Source organism: Radiobacillus sp. PE A8.2 (assembly GCF_045635475.1).
Taxonomy (GTDB): domain Bacteria; phylum Bacillota; class Bacilli; order Bacillales; family Amphibacillaceae; genus JBJGXI01.
In genome coordinates, this window is the sequence record NZ_JBJGXI010000075.1 from 1 (window position 1) to 16,029 (window position 16,029).

A 16,029-nucleotide genomic window follows, 5' to 3' on the forward strand; every position below is an offset into this window, starting at 1 on the left:
ATACAGGTGAAACGTGGGGGCAGGTTTCTTGTATCATTACTGCTTTCACTTTAGTGATTCTTATTTGATATAACGACACGATTTTTGTTCTCAAGTATTGTTATTCCGTTTAACAAGTCAATAACTCGGGGAACGAGAGACCTGCCCCCCGCCCCTTTGTTATTCGTTTGCCGTGACATAAGGACGAAATTAGACACACCAATTGATGTAATACCTACTCTCGAAGCTGGTATAAATGGAAGCAGAGAAATGTCAGATAACACGACGACATCGACCATGTTTCCAGTCAAAAATTCTTTATATGCTCCAAATCTATTATCCTAGTTGTGAATTCCAAGTACTCTCGCTCATGCTCGAAAGATGTTAAAAAGAGAAAATGGAACTGAAGAACTGCCTGCATACTTTAAATCCCACTAGCTCTCCTCCAATATCCCCCACACCTCACCAGCAATCCTTCCAACATCATTACCTACCTGCCCGACCTTCTGCTCACCCAACTCTGCCTTCAACTCATTCGTAATCGTCAGCTCCAGCAACTCTCTCCACGACACTAACTTCACGTGCTGCATTTCTTCCAAGTACCCGGCCGTGTGCTTGTCCTCATTCATCACATTACGGTCGAGCACAATTAGTGGTTTGCCAAAAAGTACTGCTTCACTAACGGTGCTCCAACCTGCCTTAGAAATGACGATATCGGAGGCTGCTACATAATGTTGTGATTCTGTATAATCGCGTGGGATTTTATAGACGTTGTCCCGATCAATATCCATGTTGCTTGATACGAGGAACACACAGTCCTCACTATCCCATAGCTTGAGATTTTTCACTGCGTCCACATCGATTTTCATTCCTAGTCCAAAATAGACAATCGTTTTTTCCTTTTTAGGATTCACACGTTCCAAAATCTGCTTTACTTCCGCTTCATCTGCCCTTCGTGACATGAATCCAAAGCCACCGTTGCACTCCCCCCACAGGTGTTCATCTGTACTTGCTAACCCGATAAAATAATCCGTTTTTTCATAAGCGTTCTTGAAAATATCCAAGTATCCCTCTGATACTAATCCTTTATAAGCCGTATACCATGTGAAATTAGAAATCCCAATAGAAGTGACATCTAATTCCGAGGCTGGTATAAACGGAAGCGGAGAGATATCAGATAATACGACATCGACCTGATGCCCGATTAAAAAGTCCTTCTCCACTTCCAGTCTATAATTCCAATTCCGCGTGAACTCCAGGTATTTACCTTCAATAGCTGTAACATCAGGTTCCATACTGTTTGGCTTTAACACATAGCCAATGTCAGCTTCCACCTGTCGATAATCAACGTTCAACCCGACTAGCGACTCTTTTATAAAATCCATAGCAAACGTATGGCAAACAATCACCTTCAATTCACCGTTCACACGGAAAAGCTCTCGAATCAAAGCGATGCTTCTCGTTGCATGGCCGAAGCCGTAATCTGATATATAGTAAGCAATTGTTTTCATGAAACCATCCTTTTATGAAGTAACAGTCGCTTTCGATCTTGAATTGAGCAAGAACATCCCCATGAATAAGCAAGACGATGATCCGCAGCACTTGCTTGTCTCTAGCTTAGCATTCACAACAACGAGTAGGACCGAACGCTATTTGTTAGAAGTTATCCTTGCAACGCTTTACATGTGTGCCAGCTAATTATGGCGTCAGCTATGACGGGCGTCGAACAGCTGTCATATATTTACTCGGTTCAAAAAAGAAAGGTACTGGCATTTATGTATTTCCAACACAGTCTCTAAACTACGTTGATTACACTTGGATCCTCTACTCTCACCCTCTTTTCATAATAGCAATTTTACCTTACTTATTAAAATACTATTACTCAATGAGTATAACCAAAATGACTCTCTAGTATTGTGACCCTCCCCCATTAATCTCGTTGCAGATCACCAGTTTTTCCGCTCCCTGTTCCTCGCTACCCATAGACTTTAAATCTAGTATATAGAAAGTGAGCTTAATTGAGGTAAACTGTTGCGTCTTATTTGTTGGAAACGGGTGATACTATTTTAACGTTTACAGACAGCCACTCAACAACCAAATATGCTATACTCTCTACCATAAAGAATCATAAAAAAAGGAGGACTTCTGTTGTCTTTTTCCATCATCATTCCTGCCTATAATGAAGAGAAATCGATTGCTATTGTCTTGCAACAAATTGTTGAAAATATTCGTGATGCGGAGATCATTGTAGTCGATGACTGTAGCACCGATAATACAGTCGAGATAATAAAACAGTTTGAGAGAATCAAACTAATCAAGCATACGACTAATATGGGACCTACTGCGGCTTTGATGACTGGCTTTCAGGTTGCTAATTTTGATATCGTAGTTTCTCTTGATGCGGATGGGCAACATCCCGTTGCAGCCATACCAAAATTGGTAGAACCAATAGTGAGAAATGAAGCGGAGTTCGTACTGGGGGTTCGATCAACTTTGCCAAGACTTGGGGAGAAAATTATCGCACTAGGAGCTGGGGTGTCTGATGCAACTACTGGATTTAAGGCGTTACGCAAACAGTGTATTCCTTTTATGGAGGGGGATATTGCTTATGGTGGTATGCTCGTTACAAGAGTAAAAAATAGCAATTTGCGAGTGAAGGAAATCTCCATTGACGTGCGAGAGCGAATAGACGGGGTATCATTCCACTCTAATTTCCACATTTTCAAAATAGCTTTAAAATATTTTATTTGGTCCCTGTTTATCAGAATCTAATATTCCGAATTTATACTCGTCTATGAAAACTGCTCACCACAAACCCTAATTGTCCCATGAATCTATTAGTCAAATTAACTAGATTAGTGTATATTTATGGTATTATACACCTCGTCTCTAACCAAGAAACGTTACACACACTGCTATACTAACACCGGAAAAGGGGTTTATACTTTGCCATCGATAAAAGCACCGATTAATTATTATGTATTGTTGATTTTTATGACTGTTTATCCTTTTTTGGTCTACCCTTTTTGGAATATTCATTATTCTACGCTCATAAAACTAGCTTATTTAATTTTCTTCACGGTCGTTATGTGGGCGTTTTTCATGTTACGGTTTACGAAGCAAAAACAACTGCATCTGTTGTTCAAAACCCGTGGAGAGCACCTTGTCTTGCTATTTTTATTTTTGATTTGTTTAGCTACTATTTTTTCCGTTGATCCTATGGTTTCCTTATTAGGGAGTATGGATAAATTAAATGGATTAATTGCGTGGACCTGTTATCTGTCGTTTTTCATGTTTGGTTATCATCTAATACCTAAAACAAAACAGATTCACATCATTCAGTTCTTGGTTTATGCATCTGTATTGGTGAGTATATACGGTATCATCCAACATTTCTTTCTTGAAGCTTTAGTGGAAGAACCGGTTGAGCAAGTTTTTGTGAAAAGTTGGGCATTTTTTGATAATCCTAATCATTTTGGTACATATCTCGTTGTGATGTTACTACTGGCATTATCTTTATTTTTACTTAAAAAGAGCAATGTGCAATTGTACATATATGCTGCAATTATCTGTGTACTTTTTCTTGCATTATTATATACTGGTTCACGTAGCGGCTGGCTTAGCTTCACTCCAGGTGTAATGCTTCTTACTTTTTTTGTTGTTTGGAAACGAAGATATCTATGGAAAAGATGGCTGCTAATCCTTGCTAGTATGTTTATACTAATGATTGTTGTCGATGTGACTGATCACAATATGATTCGCTACCAGCTTTTTAGTATTGGTAGTGATGTGAACAGTATCCTTTTGGAGGAGGATGCTGAAACAGCGGGTTCGGGACGTTGGGGGATCTGGAGCAAATCTATCAAGATTGTTAAAGAAAACTATGTATTGGGAACAGGACCTAGCACCTTTTCACTTGTATATCCATATGAAGGTGATAGAAATGAAAGCACTCTTGATAATTCGCACAATGATTTTTTAGAAATAGCGTTTAGTATGGGAATTCCTGCTTTACTTGCCTACATAGCCCTGCTGTATACGATTATAAGAAAAGGATTCATCACTGCACGGCGACTTGATGGAGAGCAAGAAATCTTATTATACGGCTTAATCGCCACCATTATTAGTTATATAATCAAGACCCTTTTCAATATTAGCGTTGTTACAATTGCACCAATTCTTTGGCTGTTATTTGGATTGTGTTATGCTATATCACGGAAAAAGTAGTCACGAACCTTGTAAAACTATATTTTAAAAAAAATGATAGCAAGCGGGTAAAAATCAGATTTGACTTCCTTAGCTCCTTCGAATTAATAAAAATAACTTGCGGGCCTGGTTAATCTTCCCTATCCAGTGTCCGCTCTACCTTAAAACCTGCGCTAGGAAATTTAATCTGGAAGACGCTAAGTCTCTTCAACAATCATCTTATGAACCTTTTCCACTTCTTCCTCTGTGACGTTCATGTACCAAATGCCGTTAATCATCGTTCCTTTTCCTTGTAGTTGGTATGTAGTAAGATTCTTTCTTGTATTCTTATAATTAAACAATAAGTTTTTCATATCTTCAAAATCCATATTTGTTGCTACATTTTTGCCTAAAACATCGATTAATTCATGAATCTTTGTGACAGAACTTATATTGGCGCCTTGATTAATAATTTCTTGAATTACTTTTCGCTGCCGCTCTGTTCTACCAAGATCTCCATTAGGATCTTGCTTTCTCATCCGCACATACTCCAATGTTTCTGCACCGCTCAGATATACTTCACCAATATCGAAATTATTAAACTTAATATCATTGTTGACGGTAATGCCGCCTATCGCATCAACAACATTTGCCAATCCTTCCATATTGACTCTAACATAATAGTCCAATTGGATATCAAGTAGATTTTCGACTGTTTCAATTGACATGTCAGGACCGCCAAAAGCATAAGCGTGGTTAATTTTGTCTTGCGTTCCTCTACCAACAATTTCGGTGCGGGTATCACGTGGAATGCTTATAAGCTGTGCTTTGTCTTCGCTAGGCTTTAAAAGCCAGCACCATTAGTGCGTCGGATCTACCTACATCCCCTTCGCGTTCATCTACGCCTAATAACAATATGTTAAGTGATTTCTTTTCTTTCATTTTCTTTTTAATGAGATCATGTTCAATTGTTTGAACAGGTTGATAGATTTTTTCATTTACTGTCTTCGCAGCATTTTGGTATATACTTATGGAATATACACCAATAGAAAGCCCAGCAACTACGATCACAGCCATTAAAACTTGGAATACTTTATTCTTTATAAGCTTGTTCATTTTGTCCTCCATGTAACTTACATACTATTAGCCTACGGATTTAAGTGATCTTATGATGTAAGCATTCATATCTATCCATTTCTCAATACAAAGAACATGAATTTAATTTTACCATAATAACTGGAAATTCTCTTTGATTAATTACAACAATTGAAATGTACCTTAGCCACCATAATTTTTCCGCTTAGCAACGAAAATACCAGTGAGTGCCTTGCGATTACCACACCCTCAGGACTGCCATCTTTACATGATTGCTAAATATAAAAAAAACCAGCTATCACTTCGGCTGCTGTGGCTTTTCTTTAAGGTGATTAATTTTTTATCATTTTTCTAAATAACACCTGTCTTCTTTTTCCTTAACCCTATAATCGATATTACTGTTTTATCATTACTTACTGACAAACTACGCAAAGTGACAGATACAGATAGTCATAGTTGCTTTATATTATTGTTAAACACCTCAGCTTGTGTACACAGTTGTACAACTGCACCCCATTGCCTTATTACCAAGGGTATCAATGTATCTCTGTATTTTACTGCAGTCTTAGAGGGTTTCTTATTACTTTTCTTTTTCAATAGTTTATAAGGTTCTTCCAGTAATAAATAATCTGGTTTTGTTATACATTCAAACTGTGATAAAGGTAACGCATGATCTGCATGGTAAGCAGCAAGTATCCATGATTCTAAGTTATCCATAGGTATAGTAAATACAACTTTATCCGGGATACGAACATTTAACAGCGATTTAATCCAATTCTCTAATTCATTTACAGTCTCCTGTGCTGGTGGACAGGTCTTGTAGCAATTAACCTCTTGTTCTCTCGCTACATCTCCATCCAATTGAATGATTAGTAAATCCAATTCCATACCATCACCAATAAATACTTCCAAGCCTCCATGTTGACCAATTGTTTTGCACCAATCTCTAACCCCATGCCATCCTGCGCCATATGAGCCAAATCCAGATGTTGCAGATAAATCGGGTTGTAAAGGAAGACATCTTACTTCATCTCCAACAATATGAGTTATCAGACTTTGAAGCATTTCAAAATCCCTTGGCCCTTCAGAAACTATACCAATTTGATACTTGCTCATATATTCGGAACACCACCTAACCTACCCATTAACCATAATCTTGACAAACTATAACCTTCGTCTAAAAGCTTTTCTGTAACTTTAATCCTATTGACGACTGTATGTCCCTTCTGATTTCGTTCAACCGCGAATAGACGTATTCGTTCATCACGAATATTTAATCCATCAAGTACTAGTGGATTATGAGTTGTTAGCAAAACTGTTTTATTATGCTCAAGAATTTTGTTAGAAAATACTTCTGTAACCTTACGTGCAAGTCTAGGATTCATAGCTTGATCAAAATTATCTATAGAAAATATAGATGGTGTTTTCTCATGCATCGCTAAGATCAATACAAATAATACATAAAGAGAACCCTCACTCGCATCGTAAGGAGTAAGTTCATTTCTACCTTCTCTCATATATCGATCAGTAAAACGAACTACTTTTTGCCCCGTAGTTATTCCTGGGGACAGCATATCTTTTGTTGGTTTGCCTACAGATATATTATCAATCCAATCAATTAGTTCAAATAACTCATCAATATCAAGTGAGCCGAACATTTCTTCCTCCATATTTAATAACTCTTCAAATGACTCCGCCAAACTTCCTCCAAATAGACCTAACGGTACACGTTGTGAAGAATCCGTTTGAATACCTCTTAATGTTGCTGTGTTCGGCATGTAAATAGCATAGTCTTTCAATAGTTCATAAAACTCTTGCATTTTTATTGGCTCTGAATTAGTAGGCTCGATTCCTTGCAAGAATGATAACCATCCCTTATTACGATCAACTTTAAATTTAGGATATCCATCTAAATTTCCTGTTGAAGCCTGCGATCTACCAAATACTTTTTGTTCATTATAGGATAGCTTTTCTGCAAAATAGTCCCAAGAAGGTTTAGGATTGTCTATTGGATTACTTAGATTAACAATATAATCCCAGAGGCCAGATTTAAGATTTGCGTTAATTCCTAACTCTAATGATCGCGGAATCCTACTCATTTCTTGGAAGGATGATTTATAAAGTGCAGGTGTACCAAGTCTTACACCTCTATGCGCTAAAACCTCGTTATCCACTCTTCCGGAAACGGCTCCACTTAGAACACCTAACGCCTCTAATAATACGCTTTTTCCACTACCATTTGCTCCTATAAAAACATTTACATTTCCTAGTTCAACGGATTGTTTATAAACTGATTTAAAATGCTTTATAGATAGATTGATAGTCATATCCCATTCACCTCTCTATAACACTATTAATTTTATTTTATCATTATTATTAACCATAATATAATAAAACATTCAGAAATATATATTAAATTTGACAATCTAAGAATTGTAGACCACTCAAGAATTCTAAAACTAGTGCAGATATTGCATTCACCAAATAGTACCTTCGTTATTACGATCTAAAAATTGATATACTAGATTTGAAGAATGAAGGGGAGTTGAAAAAGATGCGTAAGTGGGTTTATATAATAGTTATTGCTTTGGGCCTACAAATAGGTTCATTTCTTGCAGATATAATAGGTCCATTTAGTTCAAGTAACCATTGCGACTGCTTCTTTCCAATCTATACAACCTAATTGCTGACATCTAAATCGAAGCTGCAACACTTTAAGCAATTATAAAATGGACCACCATCGGCAGCCAAACCAACATTAATTGGAAACATTTGATCAAATCATTAGTACTCACATTTTGATAACATAGATAGTGTCTATAAAAAGAAAAGAGGTAACAATAAGTGAAATTAATTAGTTTCTTGTTCGTTGGAATGCATTTAATAGGCTACATAGGTATGGGTTTCCTATTCTTATGGACGGAATGGCTATATTTATCTAGCAATTTTCTTCAAATACTTAATCCCTTTTTGCATTTCCAGGTCATCTTCAGTTTAATTACAACACCTGTTTTTTGGATTTTTGTAGCCCTTTCTATCCTAGGTTTTTTTGCAAGTGCAGGTGTTGAAAAAATCAATGAAAGCTAAGATTCGCTGTAAAAATATTATGGTCATCTAGTAGAAAGAGCAACATTTAATCTATCAAAAAAACACTAAACGCTTCGTATTTTGTATAATTAATCGACACAGCTACGGAAGTGACCATACTAACGCTTGTAAAGCAATCACAATCCAGTATCAAAAGAACTAACACGAAATACGAAATCAGACAACGCAACAATTCCTGGTAACGCTCGTAAATAATCACAGGCAGCATAGATCAAATCATCCTAATAATGCTGCTTTTACAGTCAATCGTCATCCTTCATCTTATCTACTTCTTTCATCCTACCAATCACCCGCGCAATACATAATTCACGCTTTGCCTCGTACCCCCACCCAACACGTTAAAAGTCAGACCTTCCCCTCCTACCCAAGCTATTTAACAGAAACTGCTTTCTGCCTCGTTATTTTAGGTAGTTCATTTTTTAATAGGTTCATAACTTCATTCAAGCTTGCTCCTGAATAGCCTTTGCTATGTATCTTGGTTAACAAGTTCTTTAGTTCTTCTCTCTCATTACTACTCATAAATTTCTCTTTGCTCCTTTTGTTTTCTTGGATTTTCTCGTTCGTTTTCTAGCATTGCTTTTCGCTTTCTGATTGTCGATGACAACAGTTGCTCGAGCTCGGTTAAATTATCGTGATCGGTGTCTTGAAGTATATATCGAATTGTTTTTTTCACCGCTTTTGGTTGACTATTGAATGAACGCACAGATACACCTCATCAAGATAGCTTATATTTTTCCTTACAAAAAGGCACCCGTCCCATACCTAATCCCCCAATAAATGCGCTTTATTGGGGGTTATGTACTTTAATCCCGTGGTCACGCTCTAACCAACTAATGTTTTCCCAAATTCCTGTTCCACTACTGAGACAATTCGCTCTACATATTCCTCAGCTAGTTCCTCTGTAGCTGCTTCCACCATTATTCTGATTAATGGTTCTGTGCCGGACGGTCGAACTAGTACACGTCCATTTCCAGCCATCTCGTCTTCCACCGCATTAATAATGTCTGTTACGCTGTCATTTGTCTTAAATGCTGATTTATCTGTCACTCTCACATTTTGCAGTACTTGTGGAAACTTTTGCATTTCTGAAGCTAGCTCTGCTAGTGATTTGCCTGTTTCCTTCACAATGTTCACGAGTTGTAATGCCGCAAGCATACCGTCGCCTGTTGTAATGTAATCGAGGAAAATAAGGTGTCCGGATTGTTCCCCACCAAGATTGTATCCTTTGTTACGCATTTCTTCCATCACATATCGATCGCCAACAGCTGTTTTTGAGCTGTTGATTGCTTCTTTTTCTAATGTTTTATAAAATCCCAAATTACTCATAACAGTTGATACGACTGTGTCATGGTTTAAACGTCCTTGTTGTTTCATGTATTTGGCACAGATGAACATAATTTTATCGCCATCGACAATATTGCCTAGCTCATCCACGGCGATTAAGCGGTCGCCATCACCGTCAAAAGCAAGACCAATGTCTGCACCGTTGTCCAATACGAATGCTGCAAGCAATTCTGGGTGCGTAGAACCTACTCCTTCGTTAATATTGTAACCATCCGGTGCGTTGCCCATGGTTGAGACGGTTGCATGTAAATCGGAAAATAATTTTGGCGCTAATGGTGACGTGGCTCCGTGCGCACAGTCAACTGCAATATGCAGGCCAGAGAGATCCGCTTCAATGGTTGCCTTTAAAAAGGCTAAATAGCTTTGACTAGCAGCATGATCATCTTGAACTACTTGTAAATCACGTCCAGTAGGTCGTGGTAAAGTATCTTCTGTACCATTCAACAACGCTTCAATTTCTTGCTCGACAGCATCTAGTAGTTTAAAACCGTCTGATCCAAAAAATTTGATGCCATTGTCCTCGACTGGGTTGTGCGATGCAGAGATCATCACACCAGCTTGTGCGTTCATTTGTTTCGTTAAATATGCGACACCTGGAGTGGAAATCACGCCTAACCTGATTACTTCTGCACCGATCGAAGACAATCCAGCGATAAGCGCACTTTCTAACATTTGCCCGGACACACGTGTATCTCTTCCTATTAAAACCTTTGGCCTCGAGACACCCTTCGAGACGACATATCCGCCAAAACGCCCGACTTTATAGGCCAATTCTGCAGTTAACTCACTATTTGCAACCCCTCTAATTCCATCTGTACCGAAATACTTCTGCATAACATTACTCCCCCTTAAATATTAAAACTCGATCATTTACTATTTATTTCTGGCCATATAGCCATCCTTATTCACTTGCCTAGCACGTGCAATCGATAGCGAGTCGTTAGGTATATCATCGGTAATCGTAGATCCTGCTGCAACATAACCACCTTCACCAATCGTTACGGGTGCAATTAGATTCGCGTTACAACCAACAAATGCATTGTCTCCCACTTTCGTTACATGCTTGTTCGTCCCGTCATAATTAACAGTGATCGAGCCACAGCCGAGATTAACATTACTGCCGATGTCGGCATCCCCAATATAGCTTAAATGAGATGCCTTGCTACCCGCTCCGAACTTCGCCTTCTTCACTTCGACAAAATTACCAATCTTTGTGTTGTCTCCCAATACAGAACTTGGACGAATATGAGCAAAAGGTCCGATATTAACGCTGTTACCGACTTCGCTGTCAAAAATAACAGATTGTCTGACGACTGTTTCATTGCCAATTACACTGTCCTTTATTTCCGTGTTCGGCCCGATTGTACATGCTTCTCCTATCGTGACCTCGCCTGTGAGCATTGTCCCTGGATAAATGACTGTATCTTGCCCAATCACAGTTCCAGCGGATATATACGTTTGCTCTGGATCAATCAAGGTAACACCATTTTTCATATGTGCTTGATTGACTCGCTTTTTCATAATTGCTTCTGCTTTTGAAAGCGCGATACGGTCATTAACCCCAAGCGTTTCATCAAAATCTAAAGTTTGATACGCTGCAACGATTTCTCCTTGCTTTTGGAGGATTTCAATAACATCTGGTAAGTAGTATTCGCCTTGTGTATTGTGATTATTTACAGACGCCAAGGCGGCAAAAAGTGCCTTATTATCAAAGCAATATGTACCTGTATTTATCTCTTGAACAGCTTTTTCTTGCGCATTCGCATCCTTTTCCTCAACAATCCGTTCGACATGACCAGCGTCGTGTCGAATGATGCGGCCGTAGCCTGTTGGTTGCTCTGTATGTGTAGTTAAGATTGTTGCCTTGGCGTGCTCTTGTTCATGAAATTGTAGGAGCGCATCGATTGTCTCGGTTCGAATTAGCGGCGTATCCCCACATATAACGAGCGTCGTACCTTCTTTATCAAACAGCAGATCTTCTGCTTGTTGGACCGCATGACCTGTACCAAGCTGTTCTGCTTGTACTTTATAACTAACTTGGTCACCTAACGTTTCTTTTACAACGTCCGCACCATGACCTACTACCGTAATAACCTGATCAAAATTTAATGCAGTCACTTGATCGACCACATGCTGAATCATCGGCTTGCCACAAACCAGATGAAGCACTTTATACAAGTTCGATTTCATTCTCGTTCCTTTACCAGCTGCTAAAATAATCGCGTAGTTGTTTGACATATATTAAATACCTCCGTATAGATGTTTCTCTTCACTTTCATTTACACCCATCGCAAACAACCAGAATATGATTAACCAGGTTGTTCCGTAGGATAAATCATAATCCATCCATGCGTGTCCAAATAGAAAGACTAAGGCAAGCACAACACCATTTATATGTGCATGTTTAGTTAAATTTTGTCTCGATTTATAAAAAGCGCACCGTATCCGAGTGACAATGCAAATAAGCTAATCCCCACCCAGTACTTAGAACTACCGTTATCAAGAAGCGCTATTGTGTATAACAAGTAAGCTCCTAACAAGCTTGCGAAGGTATTCGGATATTGCACAGGACCACAGATTCGTTGTACCGAACAAGCCACGTATATCCAATGACCTAACACATTCACAAATCCACAAACAATCAAACCGAAGCCGAGCAGCTGAAATACAACTGTTAATGCCTTTTTGATCGAGGGTGATTCTTTTAATCTCATAAGTAATAGAAAGAAACAGCTGTATGTAAAGAATTGAAGTATAGTAGTTGCGTTACCTGCAGGGTTTAATGCAAAAGGAACGGCGATCACGTACATTACCGGCAAAAGCAATACGAGGAGAAATCGTTTGGTTACCTTCAAAATGCCCGCATTCGTAAAACCAAATTCAAGCGTCCCCATCATAAACAACCCTATTATAATTGCGTGCGACAAATAAAAAATAAAAACCTACATTATAATAGAGTCCCCAGTGGTAAGGTGTAACGAGAAATACCGAGCATAAATAATAAAGACAATATGATTCCAATTAAACATTATACCGATCCCTCATATATACTTAATTTTTCCACTATTAGCATAATAACATATTTTTACTTATCAGACTTCAATAGTTGTAAAATTTACACATTTCACAAAACTAATCGACTTGCAATGACAAGGAAGAATCGTAGAATCAAGTTTACACTGACAATCGATTTCCAACTAATCTCCCTCTGTTACTACTAATCTACAACTTTAACCATTCCCAAACAAACTTCATAAGCTCAGATGCACCTTGCTTGCGCGTTTTATGGTTCTCTAACCAGGATGAATCAAACACCTCATCACGAACCGGAACCGAAATGACCTCGATATCAACCGCCGCCTTCTTTAACTGTCGGTTGAAAATCCACTGAGCTCGTCCTGAATGAAATTTACTAGTTGTTAAGATCAACTTCTCTACACCTAATTCCTGCAAGATCGGCACCGCTTGTTTCGCTTCCTCTCGCGTACTCGATACATCACCATAATCAAAAATCGCTTCATTAGGGACGCCTAACTCTACTAAGTGCATCCGCATAATATCTCCCGTATATGTATTCCACCCAACTTGGGCCATTGATACGATGATTTTGTCACTATACCCTTCATGATAAAGCTTAGCAGCCTCAGCTTCGCGCTCTCCCTTAGCGCCGCTTAACACAAGGATTGCATCTGCTTGCTCCGGTTGGTCGACCTCAACCATGAGATGATGCGCATTTAGAAGAACAATCCAAGCGATTAGCAATAAAAATATACCGACAACGATATAAATCAAAACCTTGTGTTGTGTAAACTTGATAATTCCCATGTTTTTCATAAAATCTTCCTTATCATAGTTATCGTAAATATTAACGCTTATTATCTATTCATAACAATGACAGCAAAAGCATATTTTTTAACAAGCATCCAACATCGCATGAACAATTTGCTTTCACTACAAGTCTGCTCTTCCTTGCGCCTGTATCACTTTTACAAAAGATCCAGTATTCCTGAATCACGCAAATTCTCAAAACCTCTATGTCTAAATCTTTTCTATTTTGTCGATAATGTGTAGCTATAATGGATAAACAGTAGATTGGTGGAAGAAGAATGAGAAGCATTTTTTTAGTTGCCTGGGTAACGGTGATATGTATCAGTGTATTTACAGAGAACGTAAAAGCGTTTCTATTTAAAGGACAGATCTCTTTTGATCTTAATCCCCATCCTTCGACCGATATTTATTTTCCAGTTTACTCCTTTTTAGAGGCTAGTACTTTCGAGATGACAGGTCATTTTCTTATGTTTGCTGTACTAACTTATTTGTTAGTTATAAATGTCCAACGCTTAGATGTAACATTCATCATTTCCTTGCTTTTTGCCATACTTACAGAGTTACTACAACCCTTTTTTGGTCGGAGAGCCGATCTTTATGATCTTCGTTGCGAATATTATCGGTATCTCAACCGTTATGTTTTTCTTTTCGATTGAACAAGTTTTAACAAAGGTATTCCTATCTTCACTGGAAAATAATTGAATATAAAACCTAGACAGTGCACGGGGAGCGCCAATATATTTTCTTTTTTCCTTTGTTTTTAAGTTATGGTTCTATGAACAATACTTAAGTGTTTTGTTTCTTTTCATTCAAATGGCATTCCAAGATGACATTTGGTATCTCATTAAGTAAAATGCACTCCACATTGCTACTGGATTAAAATACAAAGAATGCTTCTGATCATTCTGGTTGCTATCATGATGTCAGTTAATATTAGCACACTAAAATGATCAATATTTACCTCATTACTTTTCCATTATCATATCGCTAATTGCTAGCACCTTGCCTAATCTTACTCACCTTTCTAATTGCCCATAAAAATGGTCGTAATGGGTAATAGAGAAAATGAAGTGGCTTTGGTAAAGGTAAGAGTTGTGCATCGACAGATTTCGGCGTGAAAATACCTACAAAAAGAAGTATTCGTTGTCGATTAGTTCTCATTAAGTTTTGATACTTCTGAAGATTTCTACGAACATATCTAGGCGTTCTAATTGAATGTACATCGCTCTCGTCACAAATAAAGAACACCGCACCTTGTGTTAAAAGACGAATATGTTTCGTAACCTTAAGTTGTCTCATTTCATCACTCAAAGGTGCCGACAGCATTTGACAAGCTAAAATTAATGCTTGAGTTGCTACATTCATATACTTATACTTTATCAAAAACTTTTCAATACTTTTCCAATCATCCATTTTAAGTAGCATCATTTTTATATCTACTAGCCATCTCAGCCTAAACCAAGCATGTTTTGCCCCATGATTTACAAGATAGATAAACAAATCATCCTCACCTAAATAATACACCGAACCGTCACTAAGCGAGCTTTTTCTACTACGGTCCCATAGCTCAAGAAATGAGGGTTCTTCTTCCATAATAGAGTGCATTATCCAATGAATTTCTATTTGAACCCCTAGTTTAGGATGATTAAAAACTAAATGGCTAGCTACTCTCCACTCTTTTAACTTCTTTATGAAACTATTCTCAAAGTGATAACCTTGATCAATCAAAATGCGCTCCACCAGTTCAACATCTTCCAAAGAAACTAATATATCCAAATCCTTGGAAGTCCTCATCGACAGGTCCCCATAAAGAGCTTCCGCAACAACTGGACCTTTCAATACAATCGAACGCACATCATTTTCAGCAAACAAATTGCAGACTCTTCCCATTTCAGCTGTTAGCTTCATCATCTGATATGTATTTTTTTTATATGCCTCTTGAAGTGCGTCCATCACATCTTTTGGAATCGGTAGCTGATTCATTGAATTTAATCTTGTATAAATGATCGGATAAACTCGATGATGCAGTGTTAACTCGAGAAACCTTTGCCAATCAATATCCTTTGATAATTTTTGTGCATTGGTTCCGGCTATAGGGTCAACATCCATACTTAATATTTCAAGTAACATTCGTAATTCATTAGTGAAATCACTTTTATCTAGTTTATATTCTGAAATCATCAGTCAGTTACCCTCCTACTTTTAACGGCTATATTATTGTAAAATATTTCAACTTATTAACCTTTACTTTTAGATCTTTATAATGCATATATCATTAATTGGTTGTGTTGAATAGGCTTACTTTATGCTATCCTGCATCCACTATAGTGAACTACTCATATCATCTTCCATCTTTTTATCACGATAATATTAAAGACAGAAAATATTTCTTATCAATTACTTACAAGCTTTAAAATTCATATATGTCTATATATTAATGTTTTTTGTAGGATTCAATAGAGGTTTTTCTGATGGATTGACATTGGTAGA

The 16,029-nt window shown here is 37.8% G+C and carries 17 protein-coding genes; 5 read left to right on the forward strand and 12 right to left on the reverse strand.

Features of this window, described 5'->3' with window-relative positions; genetic code table 11:
* Window positions 1-413: 413 nt before the first annotated feature.
* A complete protein-coding gene (locus ACI6MV_RS23820) occupies window positions 414-1,490 on the reverse strand; it encodes a glycosyltransferase (RefSeq protein ID WP_407272810.1) in 1,077 nt (358 codons plus the stop codon).
* A 61-nt stretch (window positions 1,491-1,551) separates the two neighbouring features.
* Between ACI6MV_RS23820 and ACI6MV_RS23825 the strand changes: the two genes are divergently transcribed.
* From ACI6MV_RS23825 to ACI6MV_RS23835, 3 genes are all read left to right on the forward strand, one after another.
* On the forward strand, window positions 1,552-1,677 hold the full coding sequence (locus tag ACI6MV_RS23825; RefSeq protein ID WP_407272811.1) for a hypothetical protein: 126 nt from the start codon (window positions 1,552-1,554) through the stop codon (window positions 1,675-1,677).
* 450 nt (window positions 1,678-2,127) lie between these two features.
* Window positions 2,128-2,751, forward strand: coding sequence for a glycosyltransferase family 2 protein (locus ACI6MV_RS23830; protein WP_407272812.1), 624 nt, complete (start codon window positions 2,128-2,130; stop codon window positions 2,749-2,751).
* Between the two features lie 174 nt (window positions 2,752-2,925).
* A complete protein-coding gene (locus tag ACI6MV_RS23835; RefSeq protein WP_407272813.1) occupies window positions 2,926-4,206 on the forward strand; it encodes an O-antigen ligase family protein in 1,281 nt (426 codons plus the stop codon).
* Window positions 4,207-4,382: 176 nt separating this feature from the next.
* On the opposite strand, the gene ACI6MV_RS23840 is transcribed toward ACI6MV_RS23835, so the two are convergent.
* From ACI6MV_RS23840 to ACI6MV_RS23855, 4 genes are all read right to left on the reverse strand, one after another.
* Window positions 4,383-4,982, reverse strand: coding sequence for an LCP family glycopolymer transferase (locus ACI6MV_RS23840; protein ID WP_407272826.1), 600 nt, complete (start codon window positions 4,980-4,982; stop codon window positions 4,383-4,385).
* A 19-nt stretch (window positions 4,983-5,001) separates the two neighbouring features.
* Window positions 5,002-5,280: an LCP family protein gene (locus tag ACI6MV_RS23845; protein WP_407272814.1), complete on the reverse strand. Its 279-nt coding sequence runs from the start codon at window positions 5,278-5,280 to the stop codon at window positions 5,002-5,004.
* A gap of 429 nt (window positions 5,281-5,709) precedes the next feature.
* Window positions 5,710-6,375: a hypothetical protein gene (locus ACI6MV_RS23850; RefSeq protein ID WP_407272815.1), complete on the reverse strand. Its 666-nt coding sequence runs from the start codon at window positions 6,373-6,375 to the stop codon at window positions 5,710-5,712.
* The gene (locus ACI6MV_RS23855) at window positions 6,372-7,586 is read right to left on the reverse strand and encodes an AAA family ATPase (RefSeq protein WP_407272816.1); all 1,215 of its coding nucleotides are present in this window, start codon (window positions 7,584-7,586) and stop codon (window positions 6,372-6,374) included. Before ACI6MV_RS23855 ends, ACI6MV_RS23850 begins: the two co-directional genes overlap by 4 nt.
* Before the next feature lie 517 nt (window positions 7,587-8,103).
* Between ACI6MV_RS23855 and ACI6MV_RS23860 the strand changes: the two genes are divergently transcribed.
* The gene (locus ACI6MV_RS23860) at window positions 8,104-8,346 is read left to right on the forward strand and encodes a hypothetical protein (RefSeq protein ID WP_407272817.1); all 243 of its coding nucleotides are present in this window, start codon (window positions 8,104-8,106) and stop codon (window positions 8,344-8,346) included.
* Window positions 8,347-8,736: 390 nt separating this feature from the next.
* On the opposite strand, the gene ACI6MV_RS23865 is transcribed toward ACI6MV_RS23860, so the two are convergent.
* The 6 genes from ACI6MV_RS23865 to ACI6MV_RS23890 form a co-directional block, all read right to left on the reverse strand.
* A complete protein-coding gene (locus ACI6MV_RS23865; RefSeq protein WP_407272818.1) occupies window positions 8,737-8,886 on the reverse strand; it encodes a hypothetical protein in 150 nt (49 codons plus the stop codon).
* Complete coding sequence (locus ACI6MV_RS23870; RefSeq protein WP_407272819.1) at window positions 8,879-9,070, reverse strand: hypothetical protein; 192 nt, start codon at window positions 9,068-9,070, stop codon at window positions 8,879-8,881. Before ACI6MV_RS23870 ends, ACI6MV_RS23865 begins: the two co-directional genes overlap by 8 nt.
* A gap of 119 nt (window positions 9,071-9,189) precedes the next feature.
* Window positions 9,190-10,545, reverse strand: coding sequence for a phosphoglucosamine mutase (glmM, locus tag ACI6MV_RS23875; protein WP_407272820.1), 1,356 nt, complete (start codon window positions 10,543-10,545; stop codon window positions 9,190-9,192).
* Window positions 10,546-10,584: 39 nt separating this feature from the next.
* On the reverse strand, window positions 10,585-11,949 hold the full coding sequence (gene glmU / locus ACI6MV_RS23880) for a bifunctional UDP-N-acetylglucosamine diphosphorylase/glucosamine-1-phosphate N-acetyltransferase GlmU (RefSeq protein ID WP_407272821.1): 1,365 nt from the start codon (window positions 11,947-11,949) through the stop codon (window positions 10,585-10,587).
* A gap of 170 nt (window positions 11,950-12,119) precedes the next feature.
* Window positions 12,120-12,605, reverse strand: coding sequence for a hypothetical protein (locus ACI6MV_RS23885; protein ID WP_407272822.1), 486 nt, complete (start codon window positions 12,603-12,605; stop codon window positions 12,120-12,122).
* 328 nt (window positions 12,606-12,933) lie between these two features.
* A complete protein-coding gene (locus tag ACI6MV_RS23890; protein WP_407272823.1) occupies window positions 12,934-13,545 on the reverse strand; it encodes a YdcF family protein in 612 nt (203 codons plus the stop codon).
* 272 nt (window positions 13,546-13,817) lie between these two features.
* Here ACI6MV_RS23890 and ACI6MV_RS23895 point away from each other — a divergent pair, with 272 nt between their 5' ends.
* The gene (locus tag ACI6MV_RS23895) at window positions 13,818-14,195 is read left to right on the forward strand and encodes a hypothetical protein (RefSeq protein ID WP_407272824.1); all 378 of its coding nucleotides are present in this window, start codon (window positions 13,818-13,820) and stop codon (window positions 14,193-14,195) included.
* A gap of 331 nt (window positions 14,196-14,526) precedes the next feature.
* Here ACI6MV_RS23895 and ACI6MV_RS23900 read toward each other — a convergent pair whose 3' ends face one another.
* Window positions 14,527-15,720, reverse strand: coding sequence for a nucleotidyltransferase domain-containing protein (locus tag ACI6MV_RS23900; RefSeq protein ID WP_407272825.1), 1,194 nt, complete (start codon window positions 15,718-15,720; stop codon window positions 14,527-14,529).
* Window positions 15,721-16,029 lie beyond the last annotated feature (309 nt).

Excerpts from the sequence above, each read along its gene's own strand:
- ACI6MV_RS23820 (WP_407272810.1), bottom strand. The coding sequence starts at position 1,490 with ATGAAAACAATTGCTTACTATATATCAGATTACGGCTTCGGCCATGCA.
- ACI6MV_RS23825 (WP_407272811.1), top strand. The coding sequence starts at position 1,552 with ATGAATAAGCAAGACGATGATCCGCAGCACTTGCTTGTCTCTAGCTTA.
- ACI6MV_RS23845 (WP_407272814.1), bottom strand. The coding sequence starts at position 5,280 with ATGAACAAGCTTATAAAGAATAAAGTATTCCAAGTTTTAATGGCTGTG.
- ACI6MV_RS23850 (WP_407272815.1), bottom strand. The coding sequence starts at position 6,375 with ATGAGCAAGTATCAAATTGGTATAGTTTCTGAAGGGCCAAGGGATTTT.
- ACI6MV_RS23855 (WP_407272816.1), bottom strand. The coding sequence starts at position 7,586 with ATGACTATCAATCTATCTATAAAGCATTTTAAATCAGTTTATAAACAA.
- ACI6MV_RS23865 (WP_407272818.1), bottom strand. The coding sequence starts at position 8,886 with ATGAGTAGTAATGAGAGAGAAGAACTAAAGAACTTGTTAACCAAGATA.
- glmM (WP_407272820.1), bottom strand. The coding sequence starts at position 10,545 with ATGCAGAAGTATTTCGGTACAGATGGAATTAGAGGGGTTGCAAATAGT.
- glmU (WP_407272821.1), bottom strand. The coding sequence starts at position 11,949 with ATGTCAAACAACTACGCGATTATTTTAGCAGCTGGTAAAGGAACGAGA.
- ACI6MV_RS23885 (WP_407272822.1), bottom strand. The coding sequence starts at position 12,605 with ATGGGGACGCTTGAATTTGGTTTTACGAATGCGGGCATTTTGAAGGTA.
- ACI6MV_RS23890 (WP_407272823.1), bottom strand. The coding sequence starts at position 13,545 with ATGAAAAACATGGGAATTATCAAGTTTACACAACACAAGGTTTTGATT.
- ACI6MV_RS23895 (WP_407272824.1), top strand. The coding sequence starts at position 13,818 with ATGAGAAGCATTTTTTTAGTTGCCTGGGTAACGGTGATATGTATCAGT.
- ACI6MV_RS23900 (WP_407272825.1), bottom strand. The coding sequence starts at position 15,720 with ATGATTTCAGAATATAAACTAGATAAAAGTGATTTCACTAATGAATTA.